This is a genomic window from Saccharobesus litoralis, from assembly GCF_003063625.1.
Classification (GTDB): domain Bacteria; phylum Pseudomonadota; class Gammaproteobacteria; order Enterobacterales; family Alteromonadaceae; genus Saccharobesus; species Saccharobesus litoralis.
This window is the reverse complement of the sequence record NZ_CP026604.1, coordinates 2,295,155-2,317,289: the sequence shown is the minus strand read 5'-3', so window position 1 is coordinate 2,317,289 and position 22,135 is coordinate 2,295,155. Positions and strand designations below refer to the sequence as shown.

At 40.5% G+C, this 22,135-nt stretch carries 17 protein-coding genes; 7 read left to right on the top strand and 10 right to left on the bottom strand.

Annotation, left to right across the window (positions count from 1 at the left end):
- Window positions 1-41: 41 nt before the first annotated feature.
- Window positions 42-962 carry an EamA family transporter RarD gene (gene rarD / locus C2869_RS07995; protein ID WP_108602436.1) on the top strand — a complete coding sequence of 307 codons (921 nt, stop codon included), beginning with the start codon at window positions 42-44 and terminating at the stop codon, window positions 960-962.
- On the opposite strand, the gene C2869_RS07990 is transcribed toward rarD, so the two are convergent.
- From C2869_RS07990 to dapF, 8 genes are all read right to left on the bottom strand, one after another.
- A complete protein-coding gene (locus C2869_RS07990) occupies window positions 945-2,216 on the bottom strand; it encodes a diguanylate cyclase (protein WP_108602435.1) in 1,272 nt (423 codons plus the stop codon). The genes rarD and C2869_RS07990 overlap by 18 nt on opposite strands.
- 21 nt (window positions 2,217-2,237) lie before the next feature.
- Complete coding sequence (locus C2869_RS07985) at window positions 2,238-3,482, bottom strand: response regulator (protein ID WP_108602434.1); 1,245 nt, start codon at window positions 3,480-3,482, stop codon at window positions 2,238-2,240.
- 752 nt (window positions 3,483-4,234) lie between these two features.
- Entirely contained in the window at window positions 4,235-4,507 is a 273-nt protein-coding gene (locus tag C2869_RS07980) for a TMEM165/GDT1 family protein (RefSeq protein WP_108605005.1), read from the bottom strand.
- Window positions 4,508-4,999: 492 nt separating this feature from the next.
- Window positions 5,000-7,174, bottom strand: a complete 2,175-nt coding sequence (gene uvrD, locus C2869_RS07975; RefSeq protein WP_108602433.1) for a DNA helicase II — start codon at window positions 7,172-7,174, stop codon at window positions 5,000-5,002.
- Between the two features lie 133 nt (window positions 7,175-7,307).
- Window positions 7,308-8,006, bottom strand: a complete 699-nt coding sequence (locus tag C2869_RS07970; RefSeq protein ID WP_108602432.1) for an HAD-IA family hydrolase — start codon at window positions 8,004-8,006, stop codon at window positions 7,308-7,310.
- Between the two features lie 33 nt (window positions 8,007-8,039).
- Window positions 8,040-8,939, bottom strand: a complete 900-nt coding sequence (gene xerC / locus C2869_RS07965; protein WP_108602431.1) for a tyrosine recombinase XerC — start codon at window positions 8,937-8,939, stop codon at window positions 8,040-8,042.
- A gap of 27 nt (window positions 8,940-8,966) precedes the next feature.
- Window positions 8,967-9,659, bottom strand: a complete 693-nt coding sequence (locus C2869_RS07960) for a DUF484 family protein (RefSeq protein ID WP_108602430.1) — start codon at window positions 9,657-9,659, stop codon at window positions 8,967-8,969.
- Window positions 9,656-10,486 carry a diaminopimelate epimerase gene (gene dapF, locus C2869_RS07955; protein ID WP_108602429.1) on the bottom strand — a complete coding sequence of 277 codons (831 nt, stop codon included), beginning with the start codon at window positions 10,484-10,486 and terminating at the stop codon, window positions 9,656-9,658. The genes C2869_RS07960 and dapF overlap by 4 nt, the downstream gene beginning before the upstream one ends.
- Before the next feature lie 365 nt (window positions 10,487-10,851).
- Here dapF and C2869_RS07950 point away from each other — a divergent pair, with 365 nt between their 5' ends.
- The 4 genes from C2869_RS07950 to C2869_RS07930 all read left to right on the top strand — a co-directional run bounded on the left by C2869_RS07950 (window position 10,852) and on the right by C2869_RS07930 (window position 17,533).
- Window positions 10,852-13,065: a DUF6351 family protein gene (locus C2869_RS07950; RefSeq protein ID WP_108602428.1), complete on the top strand. Its 2,214-nt coding sequence runs from the start codon at window positions 10,852-10,854 to the stop codon at window positions 13,063-13,065.
- A 1,215-nt stretch (window positions 13,066-14,280) separates the two neighbouring features.
- Window positions 14,281-14,463, top strand: a complete 183-nt coding sequence (locus C2869_RS07945; protein WP_108602427.1) for a hypothetical protein — start codon at window positions 14,281-14,283, stop codon at window positions 14,461-14,463.
- Window positions 14,464-14,518: 55 nt separating this feature from the next.
- Window positions 14,519-15,268, top strand: a complete 750-nt coding sequence (locus tag C2869_RS07940; protein ID WP_108602426.1) for a ParA family protein — start codon at window positions 14,519-14,521, stop codon at window positions 15,266-15,268.
- A 939-nt stretch (window positions 15,269-16,207) separates the two neighbouring features.
- Window positions 16,208-17,533 carry an ArsB/NhaD family transporter gene (locus C2869_RS07930; RefSeq protein ID WP_199915639.1) on the top strand — a complete coding sequence of 442 codons (1,326 nt, stop codon included), beginning with the start codon at window positions 16,208-16,210 and terminating at the stop codon, window positions 17,531-17,533.
- Window positions 17,534-17,546: 13 nt separating this feature from the next.
- Here the strand turns inward: C2869_RS07930 and C2869_RS07925 are convergent, their stop codons facing one another.
- Window positions 17,547-17,969 (bottom strand): group II truncated hemoglobin, encoded by a 423-nt coding sequence (locus tag C2869_RS07925; protein WP_108602424.1) that lies wholly within the window; start codon window positions 17,967-17,969, stop codon window positions 17,547-17,549.
- Between the two features lie 174 nt (window positions 17,970-18,143).
- On the opposite strand from C2869_RS07925, the gene aroE reads away from it, so the two are divergent.
- Both aroE and C2869_RS07915 read left to right on the top strand, forming a co-directional pair.
- Complete coding sequence (gene aroE, locus C2869_RS07920) at window positions 18,144-18,965, top strand: shikimate dehydrogenase (protein ID WP_108602423.1); 822 nt, start codon at window positions 18,144-18,146, stop codon at window positions 18,963-18,965.
- 12 nt (window positions 18,966-18,977) lie between these two features.
- Entirely contained in the window at window positions 18,978-19,211 is a 234-nt protein-coding gene (locus C2869_RS07915; RefSeq protein WP_108602422.1) for a hypothetical protein, read from the top strand.
- Window positions 19,212-19,271: 60 nt separating this feature from the next.
- Here C2869_RS07915 and ppc read toward each other — a convergent pair whose 3' ends face one another.
- Window positions 19,272-21,833 carry a phosphoenolpyruvate carboxylase gene (gene ppc / locus C2869_RS07910; RefSeq protein ID WP_108602421.1) on the bottom strand — a complete coding sequence of 854 codons (2,562 nt, stop codon included), beginning with the start codon at window positions 21,831-21,833 and terminating at the stop codon, window positions 19,272-19,274.
- Window positions 21,834-22,135 lie beyond the last annotated feature (302 nt).

Genomic DNA, 22,135 nt, shown 5'->3' with positions numbered 1-22,135 from the left:
ATATACCTATGTTCATCGAAAGTAATTAACGGGGCTGTTGTTTGAATAAAGAAACTAAACTTGGTCTGCTATTAGCGATTGGGGCGTACAGCTTGTGGGGATTGTTCCCTTTATATTTTAAATTACTGGCGAGTATGACTGCGGTTGATATTTTAGCCCACCGTGTGCTTTGGTCTGTTATGTTTCTGGCAAGCCTGCTTTTGGTATTTTTTGTCGTGGGTAAGAAGCATCAACCAATCTTACCGCAAATCAAAAACAAAAAAATGGTAACGCTACTGTTAGCTGCTGCATTTATGTTGGCTGTTAATTGGCTATTATTTATTTGGGCCGTGATAGAAGATAGAGTGCTTGAGGCGAGTTTCGGCTATTTTATTAACCCTATTGTTAGTGTCGTCATTGGCTTAATTTTTCTAAAAGAGCGCTTAAGTCAGAATCAGCTAGTCGCAATTTTATTGGTGGTTTTAGCGGTTTCTTTACAAGTGTTATTGTTAGATGAAGTGCCTTGGATTGCACTAGCCTTAGCTTTTAGTTTTGGTATTTATGGATGGATTAAAAAGCAAATCAAAATGAATGCTGTGCTTGGCCTTTTTATTGAGACGGTGCTCATGTTACCCGTATTGATTGGCTACTTAATCCTAAGTCATCGTCAGCTAACTGAACTGCTGGCTTTTGATGATTTTCAGCAAGCCATTATTCTAATCTCATTGGGGGCGGTGACCACAATCCCGCTTGTTTTATTTGGTGCCGCAGCACAGCGTATTAATTTAAGCACATTAGGTATGTGTCAGTACATTGCCCCGAGTTTAATGTTTCTGTTAGCTGTGGTGTATTATCAGGAGCCATTAGCCGCAGTTAAACTCATGTCGTTTGTATTGATTTGGGGAGCATTGATTATTTATAGTTGGCAATATTTAATGAAGCTCAGAGGAAAGAGGTTGAAAGAGTTAAAACTCAACGAGTAAATTACGCCCTTGATGTTTAGCTTGATAAAGAGCTTGGTCAGCTTGACTAATGGCTTGGTCGATCACTAGCTGTGTATTGTCACTATCGGGCTTAATAGCCGATAAACCTATACTGGTTGTAACGGCTAACGGTTGGCCATTTGATAACTCAAAGGCAAAGGTTTCTAAGTGATGGCGAAAAAACTCTAACCGTCCTGCAGCTTCATCTTTACTCACATTACTAAAAAATACACAGAACTCTTCGCCACCAAAGCGGCTTGTAATGATCGTTTGCTCTCTAAAATGTGATTTTAAGCGCTTAGCCATCTCAACTAATACTTCGTCGCCAGTATCGTGACCATAAGTATCATTTATCGATTTGAATTTATCTAAATCCATAATGGCAATGCAGCAGGACTGATCTTGTGTAAACGCTTGTTGGGCTAATGCCGGCGCTAACTCGAAAAAAGCCCGTCTATTGGTTAAATCAGTCAGAAAATCGTGATTAGCCGCATATTTTGCTTTATCGACATTTTCAATAAATTCCAAATTACGAAAAATACGGGTAAAAAATTCTTCGTGACTAAAGGGCTTAGTTAAATAGTCATTTGCACCATTTTTTAAAAAACGCGCGGATAGTGATAGAGCGTTAGTGCCAGATATACCAATAATAGCCATTTGGTCGCTGGAGTAAGATTTGCGAATTTCAGACACTAAATTGATGCCATTCATTTCGGGCATTTCATTATCGGTTACTACCACTTTGATATCGGGATGCTGCTGAATAACTTTGAGTGCGGTTTTACCATTGTCAGCTTCAAGTACATTAAAATTATGTCGCGCGAGTAATGCCAACATAAACGTGCGGGACGATTTAGCGTCATCGACCAATAAAATTTTAACGTTTCGATTATCGCGTAAGCGAACTAATAAGCGACCCACATAATCAAAAGATTGTACGGTTTCTTTTGGAACATAATCGATGACGGGTTTACTTAATATGGTATCGCGAATAGTTTCACTTAGGTGGCCAGTTAACACAAAGGTTGGAATGGCTTGGCCTAGTACAAAATCGATAGCTTCGCCGTTAGGTGCATCGGGTAAATTGTAATCCACGCAGGCGCAAAGAAAATGCGTAGGATCATCTAATACATGTTCAATGTCGCGTGCACAACTCGCCACAACGGGGGTAAACCCCGCTTGCTGGGCAATACTAGAAACTAGCTTAGTGATAGCACGACTATCATCAACAATTAATACTTTTGACGCGACCATTTGCTCTCTTGTTGTTTTCTATTACTCGATACTAATCAAGCGATTTCGTCCTTGTTCCTTAGCTTGGTACAGACCTTCATCAGCTCTTGATACCATGGCTGCTAGGTGATCTATTGTAGAAACAAACCCAATACTTACAGTGTAGTCAATATCATGGTCTTCGTGTTGAATACTTGATTCACTAATTTCTATGCGGAATGCATCGAGTTCATTAGCGGCATGTTGATAGTCGAAGTCTGGCATGAATACACAAAATTCCTCGCCGCCAAAACGGGCAATTACACAATCATTAAAGTGGGCTTTAAGCTTATCGGCCAAATCTAAAATAACTTTGTCGCCGACATCATGACCGTAACCATCATTAATGCGCTTAAAGTGATCAATATCCAACATAGCGACACTGCATGGATGAGCTGTCGTTTCGAGTTTTTTAATGTAAGCTGGAATTTTGGCAAAAAAGTAGCGACGATTAAATAACCCTGTTAAGTAATCAGTATTGGCCGCGCGTTGGATATCTTCGACGTATTCTAAGTGTTCAATGTTTTGAATAACACGACAATAAAACTCTTCGTGACAAAAGGGTTTCTTTAAAAAGTCATTTGCGCCATTTTTTATAAAACGAGCAGAAAGAGAACCCGCGTCAGAGCCTGACAAGCCAATGATGGCTATTTCATCTTTGCTAAACTTTCGTCTAACCTCGGCAGTAAAGCGAATGCCACCCATGTGCGGCATTTGATGGTCTGAGATAATCAATTTAACATCTGAATGCTGCTCCAGTACGCTTAACCCTTCAACTCCGTTTTCAGCTTCTAATATTATAAAATTATGGCGAGCTAACAAACTTGATAAGTAAGTCCTAACTGACTTGCTATCGTCTACTAATAGCACTTTTATACTTTTGTTTCGTTGTAATCTTACAAGTAACTTGCCTAAGTAGTTGAGTGCTTGTGTTGTTTCTTTAGGAATATAATCGACTATCGGCTGGGATAGTAATTTATCTCGTACTTCATCAGACATAGAGCCAGTCATGACAATACTTGGAATGCCACTCTCTAGCGTGAAAGTTAATGCTTCACCAGCAGGCGCATCGGGTAAGGCATAATCAACGGTGGCAATTTCATATTGTTGGCCAGAACTGATGAGGGCTTTTGTTTGAGCTAATGTTTCGGCAACGTCTACTTCGTAGCCAGCGCGTTTGGCGACATGTTTGATAAGTTTAAGTACGGGGCGGCTATCTTCTACAGCCAGTAGTCTTTTATTTGTCACGTTGAAAATTCTTTTACTTGTAAATGAAATTCACCTTTCGATGGCTATAGGTCAATATAGCCAACTAAGATAGAAGACAGCAACAAATTACTTAGAATCTTAGCTGGCACAATAGATAGAAATTGATTCTATTTGATATATAGTCTTCTCGCTCAGGTCTTATGGTTCATTGTCAGCGCTTATTCTCGACTTTGCTTACATGGATGTAAGTCTGTCTCTTCTACACAAATATTAATTAGTACAAATTGACCAAAAGTAGATAGAAAAACTTTACTAGGCGGTAGTACTCAGTACTTAAAAAAGTATCGTCTTTCCTGCGAAGGCACAGCTACCGCATCCATGCTATCGCTAAGTACCTGCATCCATGCAGGCAGGAACCCAGTGTCTTTTGCTTTAACCTTACTATGTTTATCCAACAAAAGTCGCTGGATCCCCGCATGTGCGAGGATGACGAGGGTATTTTCCTAAGCCTAGGTGGTAAAACTTCACCTCCATTGACCGAAAAAAGCGCTTCTGAAACTTGTGATCAAGAGACAGGGATGTAAGTACTTAGGTTTCGTCTGGAACAGGAAACCTGTGGCTCCTGCGTCGTCCTACTACCTAAATCCACTTTCTTCCATTAAGAGCGGCAGCCCCAATTACTTAGTAGAGCATATGCTCATGGAGTCGCTTATTTGGATGTAAGTACTTAGCGTGAGCAGGATGCGGAAGCTGCCCCTAAAACCTGATCGCTTTGACTATAGTTTTCCAGCTTAGGCTTTAATTAAGGTCACGATACCAATCACAATAAAGCCAAGCCCTGCGATAATGTGCAGTACTTTTTCATTAATATAGTTAGACAGTAAAGAGCCAGCCAATACGCCAATAGCTGTTGCCGCGATTAAAGCGGCGCTTGCCGCCAGAAAAACAGTGTATTTACTCACTTCTTTATCTGCGGCAAAAAGCATGGTTGCAAGTTGAGTTTTATCGCCAAGCTCAGCAATAAAAACAGACACAAAAATTGTTAGGAAGATTTTCCAGTCCATAAAACGACTCGTAAAAATTGATAATGAAAAATAATTTTGCTTCTCGCCAGTAGACCCGAACCAATAAGCCGAAAGGTTGAAAAAGTAATAGTACTGCGACACAAAAGTTATGACATGTTGAGCCCGTTTTTATTAGCAATCTAACAAGAAAAGCGACCGGTCATTGTAGGGACGAATTTATTTCGGCTAACACAAGGTTTGTCGATGTAAAATCGACCCTACAATTTAGCAAATGGTCATAAATTCAACAGTTCAAAACTTTTGAGTTAAGCTACTAGTACCTTTTCAATTTAATTTTGATTAGTTGAAAACATTGGTGATCACTTTCACACTGAGCGCGAAGCAGTCGAAGTGTCGGTAAATTAGAAAGTAATAAGACTTCGACAAGCTCAGCCTGAAGTTGTTTATTTAATCTAAATATGGCTAAAAACATCACTAGTGATAGTAAATTATGCGAGTGATTCAACTGATCATTTCTTTCTGGAAACAGTACTAGTTTAGCGGCGTCAATCGCGCATAAGCGGCGACTAGCCATTTAGTTTGCCCGTCGTCAAATGCGACTTGCACGCGAGATTGAGCACCACTGCCTTCGTAATTAAGCACATTGCCTTCACCAAACTTACTATGCTCAACTCGCTGTCCAACGTACAAGCCTGTTTCTTCAAAAGCGGATTCGATTTTGGCGTGACTAAAGCGACTGTTTTGACTCATAGGTTTAGTCACCTTGGCTTGCAAGCGGATCTCTTCTACACAATCATCAGGGATCTCGCGAATAAAGCGACTGGGTGAATGGTAATTTTCACGGCCGTATAAACGTCGAGATTCAGCATAACTAATATAAAGTTTACGCATGGCACGAGTAATACCAACATAACATAGGCGACGTTCTTCTTCCATGCGGCCTGATTCTTCCGTGGATTGCTGGCTTGGGAACATACCTTCTTCGACACCCGTCATAAATACGGTATCAAATTCTAACCCCTTTGCGGTATGTAAGGTCATCATTTGCACGGCATCTTGATCTTTGGTGGCTTGGTTTTCACCTGATTCCAACGCCGCGTGTGACAAGAAAGCGCTAAGTTCTGATAAGGCTTCGTCAGGGCTTTCAAAGTTGCGACAAGCCGTAATTAATTCGCCTAAGTTTTCTAGGCGTGCTTGGGCTTTTTCGCCTTTTTCAGCTCGATACATGTTTTCTAAACCAGACTGTTTGATGGTGATTTCGGCCTGGCGATGCAAAGGTACATTGCTAATATCGTCTGCAATACTATCAACTAAATTGATAAAGCCTGATACCGTAGTTGCGGCGCGACCTTTTAGTAACCCTTGATCTAACATTTGTTTGGCGGCATGCCATAAAGGGACACTGGCCTGACGAGCAAAACTACGCAATTGAGCGAGTGACTTTTCGCCTATGCCACGCGCTGGCGTATTGACGATCCGTTCGAACGCCGCATCATCTTGAGCATTGTTAATTAAGCGTAAGTAGGCAAGTGCATCTTTAATCTCTTGGCGCTCATAGAAGCGCAGGCCGCCGTAAATTTTATAGGGAATTTGTTCGCTGATTAAGGCTTCTTCCAATACACGTGACTGGGCGTTAGAGCGGTACAATATGGCGTGTTGAGCTAACGAGGTGCCAGAGGCAAAGGCTTCTTTGATCCGGCCAACAATAAAACGGGCTTCATCTAATTCATTAAAAGCTGCATACAAACCGATTTTTTCGCCTTCGGCTGCTTCCGTCCATAATTGCTTGCCCATACGATCTGTGTTGTGGGCAATTAGATGGTTTGACGCCTTGAGAATAGTACCTGTCGAGCGATAATTTTGTTCAAGGCGGATCGTTTCGGCTTCAGGAAAATCACGTAAAAAGTGTTGTAAGTTTTCGACTTTAGCGCCACGCCAACCGTAAATGGATTGGTCATCGTCACCGACTATCATCATGTTACTGTTAGGGTTGGCCGCTAAGATCCGCAGCCAAGCATACTGAATTCGGTTGGTATCTTGAAATTCGTCAACCAAGATATGTTGAAAACGGTTTTGGTAGTGACGCAGTAAATGTGGATGACGTAAGAAAAGCTCATGCGCTCGCAGTAGTAGCTCGGCAAAATCAACTAATCCGCCTCGGTCACAGGTATCTTGATAATTTTTGTATATTTGTAGCCAAACTTTATCAACAGGATCGTTATAGGTTTCAATGTGACTAGGGCGTAATCCTTCGTCTTTTTTACCATTGATATACCACATTGCTTCTTTGGCAGGCCATTTTTTGTCGTCCAGCTCCATGGCTTTGATAATGCGCTTTAACATACGCAATTGATCATCAGCATCGAGAATTTGAAAGCCTTCAGGCAGTCCCGCATCTTGATGATGCAAGCGTAATAATCGATGGGCTAAACCATGAAAAGTACCAATCCACATATGGTTGACTGAGGTTTGCAATAACGACTCAATACGGCCACGCATTTCATTTGCGGCCTTATTGGTAAAGGTGACAGCCATAATGGCATAAGGTGAGATTTTCTCGACTTGCATTAACCAAGCAATTCGATGCACTAGAACCCGTGTTTTACCACTACCGGCACCAGCCAGTACCAGCATTGATTGCTGAGGTGCCGCAACCGCATCGCGCTGTTTGTCGTTAAGAGAGTCGATTAAATAAGAAACGTCCATTGCAAACCGTGAGTCAATAAAAATAACTGGCTAAATATACATGTTTTACGACAATTGAGCCAGTAAAGACTAACATTGCCTTGCTATAGGTTATATACGCCTAGCGAGTTGTATAATGATTGTATAGTTTAGGCTAAACGAGATTGAGTAACTCATCCAAACTCTGCAATTGTAAATCGGCTAACACAGGATAGGGTTTGACAGCAGAATAAGGATCAAACCACGCCGCTTGGCATCCTGCTCTTTTGGCGCCTAATACATCGGTATTTAACTGATCACCAATATGTAAAATATGCTCGCAAGGAATGCTTAATTTTTGGCTGGCCAAAAGAAACATTGCCGGATCTGGCTTTGCCTTGTTATCGCTATTTGCGAACATCTTTAGAGTGAAGTAATTGGCCAAAGGTGTAGTTTCAATATCAAGATTACCATTTGAAATAGCAATAAGCGGAACGCGACTTTTTAGTTTTGATAAAAAGGTTATTGTTTTTTGCGATATTGAGATTCGATTTCGAGCTAACATAAAAGTGCTAAAAGTCGGCCCAATATGATTATCGCTATTTGGTATTTTGTGGTTATTGAAAAGCTTAGCTAACCAATGTCTACGCAGTAAAGTAACATCCGAGCTAAGTTTAGGTTGTTCTAATAAAACTTGCTCTCTAACTAATTCTATATCTCTTTTTGTGATGTTTTTGAGGTTGGGGTGGACTGACTGTAAATGAATTATTAGCGCCTGCTCTGCGGCCATAATAGTTGGGTAGTTGTTGTAAAGTGTATCATCAAGATCGAAACTGATGGCTTTAATTGGCTTAGGCGAACGGTAGAAAATCATAAAAACCTAGTTTTGCTATTAAGATATTGCTTGTTACTTTTTCGTTGGTAATTTACGAGCGCGAGGATGAGCTTGATCATAAACTTTGCTAAGATGCTCAAAATCCAAATGGGTATATACCTGAGTTGTTGCAAGGTTCTCGTGGCCTAAAAGTTCTTGTACGGCCCTTAAATCTTGGCTACCTTCTAACATGTGCGTAGCAAATGAATGGCGCAGCTTATGTGGGTTAAGGTGTTTGCTTAAACCTTGTTTTTGTCCCCATAATTTCATTCGTGCGCGGCATTGTCTTACGCTTAGGCGATTACCATGTATTGACGTAAACAAGGCATTGTTTGGTGATTGACTGCTTTCAAAGCGTACTTTTAGCCAAGCTTGCATTGCTTGTTTTGCTTTGCTGCCAAATGGCACTATGCGCTGTTTGTTACCTTTACCTGTCACCCTGAGCAGGGTTGTATTGAAATCGACATCTGAAATATTTAGATTGATCAATTCGCTAATACGTAGACCGCTGGCATACATTAACTCCATCATGCAAATATCTCTTTGCGATATTTGTTGTTCATCATCAGTTTCGAGAAGTTGATTAATTTCATCTATATCTAGGTTTTTAGGTAACTTTCGACCTTGCTTGGGGGCGTTAACTGTTTTTGCTGGATTGTGGTCAATTAAGTCTTGTCTCACTAAATACTGACAAAAAGAGCGTAAGGCAGATAGGCGTAAATGAATACTTGAATGACTTAAGCCTGAAGCTTTACTATTGGCTAGCACTTTTCGTACATAACCATTATCGATTTCTGCTATATCCCTGATCGGTTGTTTGCTAAATATTGCCGCGAGTTGGCTCTGATATGCTTTGAGAGTTTGGACTGATAAGCGTCTTTCGGCTTGTAAGTATTGCCAGTAATTGTTGAGCAATTCTTCTAAGGACGGCATGCGAGTTTAGTTGGTTTAAGGTGAGCGTTAACTGCGCTCACCAGATTGAAAATCAAATAAAAAGCGATTGATGAGTTTAACCATGGGATCAAGAAAAACTGTGTCCATATCTGGACTGAAGTGATTATCATCACAACTACCAAAGGCTAAAATCCCTAAGTCTTTTTGTTCTCCTAGTCGAATTAAACACACTGAACCTATGGCTTTTTCGGGTTCAAAAAACAGATCCATTTCTTGCTGTTTTAATCGACCAAAGTAATAGGTGTCGCGTGATAAACGATCGTCTAGTACGTCTAAAAACTTTGAGCGTGGCTCAACAAAGTCTTGCGCTTTTTCATCAGTGGTTGTTATGAATAAGCAGAGCTTAATACCGTCTAACTCGATTTGATCGAGTAGCATGGCGCGCAGTAAGTAAAGTAACTTTTGACTATCAGGACATTCCAACAATGCCATGTATAAATTGACAAACGCGCGGTAAATTTTTTCGTTTTGTTTCGCTGTACTGAGCAGATCTTTGATCTGCTTTTCCATGTCTTGGTTTTTGTGGCGAAGAACTTCTTGCTGGCGCTCCATTAATGAAATAGACCCTTTGTGCGCATGAGGTATTTTTATTTCTGCTAGCGCATCGGGGTGACGTTCAAATAGATTCGGGTTTTGTTTTAAATAATGTAAAACGTCTTCTTCATTTAGCTTGAGAAGTTCTGGTTGCTGCTCGCTCATATATTAATTTGTCCATCGAATACATGTTGGGCTGGCCCTGTCATTTTTACAGGTTGTCCTTCACCCGCCCATCTTATCGTTAATTCGCCGCCAGGTAGATCTACCTTAACATTGTTGTTCAATTTGCCTTGTAATATGCCGACGACAACTGCGGCACAAGCGCCAGTTCCACAAGCTAAGGTTTCTCCAGCTCCGCGCTCAAATACTCTAAGGCGAATATGGTCAGGATTAACCACCTGCATAAAACCGATATTGGCTTTATTGGGAAAACGCTCATGACTTTCTAGTATAGGGCCTAGGCTTTCGACATCTGCGCTATCAACATCGTCAACCGTTAATACACAGTGTGGGTTGCCCATAGAAACTGCGCCGCACAGAATGTTACGTTCATCAGCCTGCAGAATATAAGTTTTCTCAGCCTTGTTCGCTTTGAATGGTATTTTATCTGGGTTAAGCTCAGGTACGCCCATGTTAACGGTAATACGACCGTCATGTTCTACATGCAAAATAATATTGCCGCTAGCGGTACTGACCTTGATTTTGTTTTTGTTTGTTAAGCCTTTTAAGCGGACAAAACGGGCAAAACAGCGGGCGCCATTTCCACATTGCTCGACTTCACTGCCATCCGAATTATAGATACGGTAGTGAAAATCAAGATCAGGTGAATAAGGTGGCTCTACAATCAATAATTGATCAAAGCCAACACCAAAATTACGATCAGCAAGTTTAGTCACTTGCTCTGGTGACAAAAACACAGACTGGCTGACATTGTCTAAAACGACAAAATCATTACCTAAACCGTGCATTTTTGAAAATGTAAACTGCATCGTTCACTATAAGCTGGGTATATCAATGCAGCTAGTGTACCCGTATCTCTGGCGCTTGTGTATCGCTTGCTTGGATTAATTTTTTAACTATTGTCTTTGTCAATAAGCGCTATGTTTTATGTGCTTTAATTTCATTCTGGTCTAACCAGTTGTTGTTTAGTCCAAAAAATTTAAAATAGAAAAATCATTAACTTAACTGGTATGATGCCAACTCTTTGAAATTACTTATAAAAATTAAACTAATATTAGCCATATAAGTGTTGAATACCTAGCCCAAGTTAGGTGTGGCCAATAACTAAAACTCTAAAAGCAGCCCGACTGAAGCGAGTTTTCAACTTGATTTGAAATAACTGGCGAGGTGCTATATGCGGGCAGCTATCCGTAGTTTTAAAGTAACCATTTTTGCCTTAGTTGCAATTGTGTTTATTTCGGCATTTATGTCGACTAAACCCAGTAATCCTTTACGTATTGATAAAGTTGCGACAGCACAAGATAACTTTTTACTCAAACCTCGACAGCATATTCGCCTGACCCCACGTCCTGAAGAAACTTATGCTTTTCCTATACCTTTAGGCGAGATAGGTCCTGTACAGAGTTTGTTTTCAGGTAAAGCACAATACCCATTTATTTGTTTTACCGAAGAATCAGGCTTTGGCCAACCTGAAATTGATAATCTGCAAGGTTACGGAACGCCTGTATATCCTAAAGGGCTGGGGCGCGAGAGCCGAACACGAGCCGATATTATTGGCTACAGCAAAGATTGCTTAATTAAAACCAACCTACGTTATTACAAAGTTGATAATCAGCAAAATTATCAAGAAATTAGTGCCGGTTTTGATCAACCGTTAGCGGCAGGAGAGTTTTTAGTGCGTTTGGAATACGGCACGATCAATCGCTTTATTTACGGTATTTTGATGCCGATAAAAGCCGAAGAAATTGGTGATCGGCTTGCTCAAAGTCAATGGAATAAAAAACTTATTTATCAGTTTGGCGGCGGTGCAGGTATTGGTTTTCGTCAAGGGCGTTTAAAAGAGTATCAAATGTTTGAACGTCTTAATGATCAATTGGCTCAAGGTTATGCGGTTATTAGTTCGAGCGGCAATAGAACGTCTTACACTTATAATATGTTATTGGCTGAAGATACAGCTCGTCGAGTTAAAAGAAACTTTATTAGTTTATACGGCAAACCTGAATATACCGTAGGAATAGGCGGCTCGGGTGGAGGATTAGCTCAATATTTAATGATGCAAAACGCCCCTGGGCTGATTGATGCTGCTTTACCACTTTATTCTTACCCAGATATGGTATCGCAAACCTTATATGCCATGGATTGTGACTTGCTCAATACTTATTACACTTTCCGTGCCGATGACACTAGCACTTGGCAAAACATGGACAATCGAGCATTACTTGATGGTCTTGTCGCTAAAAATGGTGATCCACACCCCAGTGCGATTTTTCAGCCTATTAATCAAATATTAAATGGTCAGTGGCCAAACTTGCCTGATGGTAACAGTGAATGTATTAATGGTTGGTTTGGCTTGTATGCGTTTATTCACAACCCCAAACAAGGTTGGTTACGTGAATATTTTTCGCCTGATGTGGTCGATAACCATCACTGGAATCACTGGCAAGATCTTATCAATATATATGGTGAAAATGAGCAAGGTTTTGCAAGGCATGTTTGGGGCAACCAGGGGATCCAATATGGATTAGAAGCTTGGAAGAAAAATCAGATTAGTTTTGAACAATTTGTTGATATTAACCAAAAAATTGGTAGTTGGAAGCCTGTACACGAGATGGAAAAAGAGCGTATTGCTCGTATCCCGATTTGGGATAAACCATTTTGGTTATCATTATGGGGCAACCACAACGTAACGCCAGAGTTACAACCACAACACGCTTCGTCTCGCCACCCTACTGATTATGTCGCAGTAGAAAAAGCTTATCGATATGGGCAAATATATCTTGGCATGGCGGACATTCCTATTCTTGATGTACGCCATTACTTAGAAAATGATCTCGATATGCACCACGTTTCGGCAAGTTTTCAATCTCGGCAACGCATTCAAGATTGGCAAGGTGATAGCCATCATCAAGTGATATGGGTTGCTGATGAAGATTACGACCCAATTGATCTTAGCTTTGCCGTTATGGATGAATGGATGCAAGGCGTACTTGCTGGCCAGTCGGTAATCGAAGCCAAACCTAAGCTAGCGGTTGATACTTGCTTTGATAAGCAGGGTAAGGTGATTGCCAGTGGTCATGAAGTTTGGGATGGTGAATGGAACGCCAAACCTAAAGGCCAATGCCAGCAAGCGTATCAAGTATACAAAACCAGTCGTATTCAAGCAGGAGGACGTTGGGCTGGTAATACGTTTGATTGTGCTAGGATCCCACTAGAGCAGGCGGTTCAACAAGGCATTTATGGCGAGCTTGATGTGCAAGCTTTATTGCCACAACTTAAAGCGCTATTCCCGTTAGGTGTGTGTGACTTTACCCAAGGTGATCAAGCTAAACCGCGAGACTTAAACTTATCTATGTTAGAGCTTGTAGATAATCAAACGGTTAATAATTGATAGGCTTAAAAATGTGAAAGGTGCTGTATGGATGGGTTGGTGAACTAACTATATAGCCTTTTCATTAATCTAGTCAAAGCGATCAGGTTTTAGGGGAAGCCGTCAAGCTTCGAGACCCCATGAGCATATGCTCTATTATGTGATTGGGGCGAGTAAGCGCCGACAATGAACCATAAGACCTGAGCGAGAAGACTATCTAATGACTTTTGTGAAATAAGCAGCTTTAAAGTATCAAGTTTTTATGGGCGAGTATTTATGCTTTCAGCACCTGCAAACCATTATCATTTAACCATCGCTGGCGGTGGTTAAATCCGCGTAATCGGACATTTCGGTGTTATTCGAACCTACAAGGGTAAATTTCGTTCTTTGAGGTTGGCGTAATGTTTGTTTGATTGGTTGCAACTTGCAACTTGCAACTTGCAACAGGCTCTGCTTATTGTGGGCGAGCATTTATGCTTGCTGAGCCTGCAAACTTTTCTACCCAAAAGAACAAGACTACAGAATTTTGTTCCTCGCAAATTCTAAGTACCTGCTATCTATCTTGCTGGCACCAAAAGTAGGCGCCTGAAGCGAGCGTCGACCTACAAAAATAGCTAGCCGTGTTTCGGGTAATCCAAATTAAATCGAAACAGTACTAGTCATTTGAATATGCTGACTAAACCCAGTAGCCATACTTTTTTAAAACCTATATATCCCGCATCATGTGTTGTTTATTGTTATATGTATACTTTTAACTAAATTGTGTTTATATGGTGTTTTTTATTTTTGTATAAAGTATGTTGTTGATTGTTTAATTTAGGATCGTATTATTTTACTTGTATTTTTAATACTGTTTATTGTATTTATTTCTCATCGTGAATATTTTTATTTTGCTCATAATTAGAACTATTTATTTTATTATGATTTTTATATTATTTTCTTTTTTTTCAAATGTTTAAAGTTTTATTTTAGTTTATTTTCAGCATGTTTTCTTCTTTTGTTAGATTGTTTTTTGTTCGAACTATATTCTGTTTTTTAATGCTTAAAATTGAGTTTTTGTTAAAAATACTTTTCCATTTTTGAGGATTGATCTTTTGTTTTTCTATTATTTTTTCTTTATTAATAAGCGTTGATATTTGATTTATTTCGTTGGTAGTTGGCTGTACTTGAATTTCATTAAAGTGCTGCTACCTTTTCATTGTGAATTCATGACGTCATAAATGAGACTGGTGGGTAATGCCTAAAGAGAAAGCGCGGACAAAAGTAGGTGACGGTAAGAAAAATACCTCGCTTCGACTGCGTAGCAAAACATTAAAACAGTTAAAGATCAGAGCGATTGAAGAAGATACTTCGGTGCAAAAGATCCTTGAGCAATTGGTTGAAAGGTTTATTGCGGGTGAAATTGAGTTGAATGAATAACGATTGGTATCGTTTCCTAAAAAGAGCTACAACATAAATTAGCGGTGAATAAAGTATGAAAATATTAGCGTGCTACAGCATGAAAGGCGGTGTTGGCAAAACTGCTACTTCTGTCAATATGGCTTGGTTTGCAGCTCAGGCGGGAGTCAAGACCTTGTTGATCGATATGGATCCTCAAGGGGCTTCAACATTTTACTTTCGCGCTAAACAAAAAAAGAAAGCTTGGGATGAGCGATTTTTTCAAGCATACGAAAATTTACTAAAAAACGTAAAATCTACCGAGTTTGAAAATCTTGATATATTAGCTGCCCACCTTTCATTTCGATCTTTTGATATCAACCTGAGCGGAATGAAAAAAGCCCAAACACGACTGCAACGTGTGTTAAAAGGCTTTAAGAAAAATTACGACCTGATAATACTTGATTGCCCTCCGACAATTAGCCTGTTGTCTGAAAACGTGTTTAACGCTGCGGATATGATCTTGGTTCCTGTCATACCGACTACTTTGTCAGAACGCACGCTTGAACAATTAAATTCATTTTTCCAAGAACATGAATTACCAGTTAAAAATATCGTGCCGTATTTATCTATGGTGCAGCGGGCTAAAGCTATGCATAAGGATTCATCGACACGCCTTCGAGACACTCAAAAAAGGTTACTCAAAGCCGCAATTCCATTTTCTTCAGATGTAGAAAAAATGGGACTACATTGTTTACCCTTGGGTGAATTTGCCTCTAACAAATCCGCGTTTATTCACTATCGTAGTTTATGGCGCGAGGTTTTCGATCTGCTTGAGGGAAGCTAATGAGCGGTTATAGTTAAATCTAAGATTGAAGGTCTTTGATTTTAACCTCTGCTTTGGTGGCGGAGATAGCATGCCGTGTTAATCAAGATCCCCTTCGCTCGTAACGTTCGTACTATTCTAAGCAAATCTAATCTGGGCGAATCTAAGCGAAAGAGAGAGGACTTCGAGCGTTTACACAAACTTCATTTTAAAGCTATTTACCGCTAAACACGATTGTGGCATGCTGCACGTATTCAGCACTGTGTGTATATCGATAAATTTTGTTTAGTCAGTTCGCAGCACTTCTACTTATACTGGTAAATCTTTTTGCTTTTACGGCGATAGATAATGTATCTGTTGAAAGCGCTTATGAATATGCAATTAGTGAATTCAATACTGATTACGAAGACGCTGATGCGCCTAAAAACGCACATTTTCTTGTTTTTCATTCAGCTAGTTATTTCGACTTTCCCTCATTTTACTCTCCACTTTTTTCTTGTGCTGTTGATGCTGAACAGCTAATACGCGCACCACCTCTTACTCTAAATTAGTTAACCTCAACTCTGGATAATAAATCCTTTTCTGGAGGCTCTTTGAGCCAAGCTATTGCAAAAAATTGGGTGTTAAGTTTACTTGCAATAGGCTAGCTATTGACGCGTAAACTTGCCTTGCTCTCCATGGATGGAGGGTAAGGAGATAATGCATGGAGCAATTATCTTTGTCCTTGACCCAAACTTCTCTCCAGAAATATAAAATAACGAATGTTAGCTACAAAAACTCATTAACTAACTGAAACTAATGATAAAAAATTAACATCGTCGCAATTCTTAACCAGAGTTTAGGTTAGTTAGAAAATAGGCAGGCGAAATAAACATTTCGTTTGCTATGGATCATTTAGGCAATACAAAACATCGGTTATAACAAGATGGGTGATTTGCCGTATTTAATTTGGAAAAAATTGTGCTAGAACTTACACAACCCATGTACGTTGCTGGGTTAATTTTAATTTTCACCTTTTTAGGTATTTTTACAGAACATTTTCACGGTATTGATCGCGCTAAGTTTGCTATGGCTGGCGCTGGAGCGATTATAGTAGCGGGTCAAATCTATGGTTTTTATTCCCCTTCTTTAGCGATAGACGCTATTGATTGGAACGTTGTATTTTTACTTGGCATTATGATGATCATAGTATCAATTATGATCAGTACGGGAGGCTTTGAGCACCTTGCAAATACACTGGCCAACATCAGTGGGGGTCATCAATTTAAACTTTTGGTCCTATTAGGCACGGCCGTTACGGTTATTTCTTTGTTGTTGGATAATGTCACCACTGTGATTATTTTTGGTCCACTAATCATTTTGATTTGCCAACGTATGAAAGTGTCGCCTATTCCTTATTTACTTGCTTCTGCATTATTGTCTGATACAGGAGGCGTTGCAACTTTGGTTGGTGATCCGCCTAACTTGATGATAGGTTCAGTCGCGGGTATTGATTTTAATACTTTTATTATCCATATGGGGCCTCCTGTTTTATTAGCTTGGCTGGGGATTTTATTAGCAATGAAATCTTTGTTTGCTAAGGAGCTTAGCCAAACTGCGGCTGTTGTTGAGCAAAAGGATGTACATTTTACTAACAAGAGACTGTGGCATAAGTGCTTGTTTGTACTGTTTGTTATGGTGGTGTTGTTTATTTTTCATCACCATATTGGTTGGCAACCTTGGCTAGTTGCGGCAGCTTGTTTAACTCTGTTGCTTTTTATGTCAAAGCATATTGAACTTGAAGGTGTTACTCAGCATTTAGAAACCCCTTTGCTGATGTTTTTTATTTCACTTTTCATTGTTATCGGTGGGGTTGAACATTCAGGTTTATTGCAGGTATTAGGCCAGCAATTTAAGCCTATTATTGTCGAGCAACCATTAATCGCAGCACTAATATTGTTATGGGTAGCGGCAATTCTATCAGCGTTGATTGATAATATTCCTTTTACTGCAGCTATGATCCCTGTGCTTGCAGGGCTGCAACAAGAAGGGGTAAATGTCAGTGTGATGTGGTGGGCGCTTGCAATGGGTGTAGGCATGGGCGGCAATGGCTCGCATATCGGCTCTACCGCCAATGTTTATATAGTCACTATCTCAGAAAGGTTGGCGCGCAACAAGGGGCAACCCGAGCTTGCTATCACGCCAGGGTTATGGGTAAAGAAAGGCACTCCAGCCATGCTTATTACCCTGATTATATGCAGCTTGTTTTTATGGCTCGGCTACGATTATTTGTTTATTGACCTTTAGTTGACTTAACCGTTTAACAATTGAGCATATGTTGTGCTAACGGAGTGATTGCCTGTTTGATTGCCTTGCGCGCCCGCAGGTCTTTCACTTCTTTTTCTAATGCTTTATTCATACAGAACAACCATTGGTCAATCATGCTTTGATTGACCTCAAATGGAAGGTGGCGCGCTCTTAGTCTGGGGTGGCCATATTTTTGTTCAAATAACGGCGGCCCGCCTAGCCAGCCTGATAAAAATTCAAAAAAACGTTCACGAATAGAGTCCATAGGTTGAGGGTGAATGGCTAACAATTCTGCGGCTTCAGGCGCTGTTAACATAATATCGTAGAAACGGTTTGCTAATGCTCGTGTGCCTTGTTCTTCACCAATTTTAAAATACAAAGTTGCGCGGTAAGTGGGATCTTGGCGTTTTGCAAAAATCTTATTTAGTCCCAGCATGGCGGACCCATCAATTAATTATTCGTTGACAATTATTATATCGATTTACCGACCTTGTATGAAATGAATAGCGTCATTTATAGCCGCGTTTGCACACTCGTTTTAAAAAAGTACAGCGCCATGGATCGCATTGAGTATAATAGCCGCAAATTTTTATTGGCCTTTTCGTGAGTTATGAATAAATACACTGTTTTTGGTAACCCTATTGAGCAATCCAAATCTCCGCAAATTCATCAAGCTTTTGCTGCGCAATTTGATATGCAGCTTGATTATGACAAGCGTTTAGCTGAGATAGGTGAGTTTAAAGCCGCAGTTGATCGGCTACGCAGTCAAGGTGGTAAAGGTGCCAATGTAACAGCTCCCTTTAAAGGCGATGCTTTTGATATGGCTGACAATCTTACTGAGCTTGCCAAGCTTTCAGAGGCAGTTAATACCTTGACCTTAAATGACGATGGCACTATCAATGGTGATACAACAGACGGTCCAGGTTTGGTGTTAGATCTGACAATTCATAAAGCCCCGATAAAAGGCGCGCGTATTTTATTAATTGGTGCTGGCGGTGCCGCTCGCGGTGTATTAAAACCTTTATTAGATTGTCAGCCACAGCAAGTTGTTGTGTGTAATCGAACCCATAGTCGTGCGCAAGCTTTGGCTGAAAAGTTTAGCCAGTTTGGTAATGTAGTCGCTTTACAAGCTGATGAGTTGGAAACTCAAGGGTACGATTTGGTTATTAATTCAAGCTCATCTAGCTTAACTTTTGAATTACCTCCTGTTCCCGCAACTATTTTTAATAGTCAGACATTTGCTTACGACATGTCTTATAAAAATCAAGACACGACCTTTGTCACGTGGGCGAAAGACAATAATGTTGCAACCGCAATTGACGGTTTAGGTATGTTAATTGGACAGGCAGCGGAGAGCTTTTATATCTGGCACGGTAAAAAACCTGATGTACGCAAAGTATTAACTGAAATGCGTGATCAACTCACTCAGTAGCAAGGTTAAAAAATGAATCAAGCTTTTATCTTAAATGATGACTTAACCCTAAATCAGGAAACCGGAGTTTGGCAAGTTACCGGTATGCTGTCTGGTCAGACATTGACCTTTAATATCGCCCAAGAATTACTGCTAGAAACGGATCCTGAAATCGACAAGGCAATGTTGCAATTTGATATTGAAGCGTTAATTGAAGACTGGCTCGATGAAAACGAGCCAAACTCCAATGAGATTACTATTGATTAATGTTGGGCAGGTATTACACCTGCCAATTAACGTATATAGCTAGCTCAGCTCTATCAAACATTAACCCGTATTACGCATACCAGTAGCAACACCCGCCATAGTCACCATTAACACTTGCTCACATTCAGGGTGTTCAGGCTTTTCGCGTAGCCGCTTTAACGCCTCAACTTGCATAATGTGTAAAGGCACTAAGTATTGTTGACGTAAATTAAACGAGTTCAAATTCCATTGGTCATTTTGCATGATCTCTGTTTGATCAAGTAGAGTTAAAATGGACTGTTCGTCTTGTTTTAATTGAGTGCGTAATTTAGCGCCTAAATCTTGCAACTCCGGCTCGACTAATTCGCTGTCATATAAAGCAGAAATATCTGAATCTGATTTTAAATACACCATTTCTGTTAATGAAATACGCGCTTTAAAGTAAGGCCAGTTAGTGAGCATTTCCCGCATTAATCCCGCATTTTCTTGGTAGAAATCGGCAATGGCTTGGCCTAATCCTAACCAACTCGGTACGACTAAACGGTTCTGGCTCCACGCAAATATCCATGGGATAGCCCGTAACGATTCAATTCCACCATCAGATTTACGCTTACTTGGACGAGAACCGAGTGGCAAAGATGATAGCTCTTGTTCTGGTGTTGCTTGTCTAAAATAGCGTACAAACGCATCCTGACCTCGAATATAGTCTCGATAAACGTCACAGCTTTGTTCAGCCATTTGATCCATTAAATCACGCCATTCTTGCTTAGGTGCTGGTGGCGGTGTAATTAAGCTTTCCAATATTGCGCTGGCGTACAGGTGTAAGCTTCTAACGGCTAAACGAGGTAAACCATACTTGTGGCGGATCGTTTCACCTTGTTCAGTGACGCGTAATCCACCATCTAGCGAACCTGGCGGTTGTGATGCAACAGCCGCATGAGCTGGACCTCCACCTCGACCAATTGTGCCGCCACGGCCATGGAACAATTTTAGTTCCACGTCGTTTTTCTCGAATAAGGCAACTAAGGACTCTTGTGCTTGATACTGAGCCCAAGTTGCGGCTAGTACCCCAGCATCTTTAGCTGAATCACTATAACCTATCATCACATAGTGTTGGTGTTTACAACGTTCAACATAGCTTGCAACTTTTAATAATTCCCCCATAACTTGAGTGGCATTATTTAAGTCATCCAGCGTTTCGAATAAAGGTGCAATTGGCATATCCCAAGATACCCCTGTTGCCTTCATCAATAAGTTAACAACCAGTACATCACTTACTTGGCTGGCCATGGAAATAATATAAATCCCCATCGCTTCTTGTGGTTGAGATGCAATCATATAGAAGGTATCTAAAACTTCCTGTGTATCCGGTGTCCATTCTCCTTTAGGTAGTAGAGGACGAGGGTTCGATAGCTCTTTTAAGAGAAAGTCGACGCGCTCTTGTTCTGACCATTGCAGGTAATCACCTAAACCTAATGCTTGCGTTATTTCTGCTAACGTTGCATCGTGACGTTCACTATGTTGACGGATATCTAATTTGACTAGTGAGATGCCAAAACATTGAACTTTTCTGATCAAATCCAAAATATGTGAGTTGGCAACTGAGTGTAGGCCTACCGTTAGTAAACTTTCACGACATTGGTATAGTGGAGTTAACAATTCATCCGCACTACAAATTGCTCCCTCTGTTTTCCCTTCTTTTAATAACGCAATACTGTCTTGTAATTTACGAATGACTTTACGCAGACAGTAGCGGTAAGGTCCAATTTGCGTAATATCAGCTTCAATTAAAAAACTATCGGCTTTATGCATAGATAGTTCTAAATACAGTTTTTCAAAGTCGACTAAATAGAGTTCAGCAGCTCTTAACCTTGCTTGAGTGATCGCGCGATCACTGAGTTGAGCTGTGACAAATGGGTTACCATCTCTGTCACCACCTTGCCAACTTGCCATGGTGATTGGCATAAAGGTTTTTGGTAAAGGCTCGCCGGTAAGCTCTTTCGCTAGTTCGTCTAATTCTCTGACAAATTGCGGCACGGAATCCCATAAACTATCGGCAATAGCATTTAATCCCCAACGTGACTCATCAAGGGGAGAAGGGCGCTTACTACGAATTTGATTTGTATGCCATGCTTGCTCGATCAATTCTTCAACGCGCGGGCTTAACTCTTGCTCTTCATCTGGTAGCTCTTCTGCAATTTCATGATATTTATGAATGAAGGTACGGCGATTAACTTCCGTGGGGTGAGCAGTCAAAACGAGCTCTATGTGCAATTTGTCGAAAGCTTTTTTAATATCGTCGACATTTTTGCCTTCCAGCTTGCTAGATAATGAAGCTAAAGGATGAGGTAGATCGAGTTCAATTAAACCTTTCTCACTGGTGGTATATTGTTGTTCTGCAATATTTAACAAGTTTAAAAATTGGCTAAAGGCACGAGCATATATCAAGAGTTCTTGCTCAGAGCAGCCTTTGATAATGCGTTGTAATTTGCCAATAGCGTCGCGCTCATTTTGAGTCACACTACGACCTAATTTTCGTACTTGTTCAATGTTATTGACCCAATACTCGCCTTGGTCATTGGCTATCGTTTGGCCTAAAGACGCCCCTAGCTTTCTGATGTTGCCGGATATCGTTTCTAACATGTTTCCTCCGCAGCAGTTAATACCGCTTACTTATTTACGAATTAGTTGTTACATCAATAGGTGCACATATAGTCTTCTCGCTCAGGTCTTATGGTTCATTGTCAGCGCTTACTCTCGACTTTGGCTCCTGCGTCGTCCTACTACCTAAATCCCTTTAGGCAGCCCCAATCACATAGTAGAGCATATGCTCATGGGGTCTCGAAGCTTGCCTACATGGATGTAGGTAAGGAGCGTGAGCACGGATGCGGTAGCTTTGACGGCTTCCCCTAAAACCTGATCGCTTTGACTATAAATGCACACTC

Bases quoted from the DNA above. Each gene is read 5' to 3' on its own strand.
- dapF (WP_108602429.1), bottom strand. From the start codon at position 10,486: ATGCAGTTTACATTTTCAAAAATGCACGGTTTAGGTAATGATTTTGTC.
- C2869_RS07980 (WP_108605005.1), bottom strand. From the start codon at position 4,507: ATGGACTGGAAAATCTTCCTAACAATTTTTGTGTCTGTTTTTATTGCT.
- C2869_RS07990 (WP_108602435.1), bottom strand. From the start codon at position 2,216: ATGGTCGCGTCAAAAGTATTAATTGTTGATGATAGTCGTGCTATCACT.
- C2869_RS07940 (WP_108602426.1), top strand. From the start codon at position 14,519: ATGAAAATATTAGCGTGCTACAGCATGAAAGGCGGTGTTGGCAAAACT.
- ppc (WP_108602421.1), bottom strand. From the start codon at position 21,833: ATGTTAGAAACGATATCCGGCAACATCAGAAAGCTAGGGGCGTCTTTA.
- C2869_RS07925 (WP_108602424.1), bottom strand. From the start codon at position 17,969: ATGCTGGGACTAAATAAGATTTTTGCAAAACGCCAAGATCCCACTTAC.
- aroE (WP_108602423.1), top strand. From the start codon at position 18,144: ATGAATAAATACACTGTTTTTGGTAACCCTATTGAGCAATCCAAATCT.
- C2869_RS07945 (WP_108602427.1), top strand. From the start codon at position 14,281: ATGCCTAAAGAGAAAGCGCGGACAAAAGTAGGTGACGGTAAGAAAAAT.
- C2869_RS07960 (WP_108602430.1), bottom strand. From the start codon at position 9,659: ATGAGCGAGCAGCAACCAGAACTTCTCAAGCTAAATGAAGAAGACGTT.
- C2869_RS07915 (WP_108602422.1), top strand. From the start codon at position 18,978: ATGAATCAAGCTTTTATCTTAAATGATGACTTAACCCTAAATCAGGAA.
- xerC (WP_108602431.1), bottom strand. From the start codon at position 8,939: ATGCCGTCCTTAGAAGAATTGCTCAACAATTACTGGCAATACTTACAA.
- uvrD (WP_108602433.1), bottom strand. From the start codon at position 7,174: ATGGACGTTTCTTATTTAATCGACTCTCTTAACGACAAACAGCGCGAT.
- C2869_RS07970 (WP_108602432.1), bottom strand. From the start codon at position 8,006: ATGATTTTCTACCGTTCGCCTAAGCCAATTAAAGCCATCAGTTTCGAT.
- C2869_RS07950 (WP_108602428.1), top strand. From the start codon at position 10,852: ATGCGGGCAGCTATCCGTAGTTTTAAAGTAACCATTTTTGCCTTAGTT.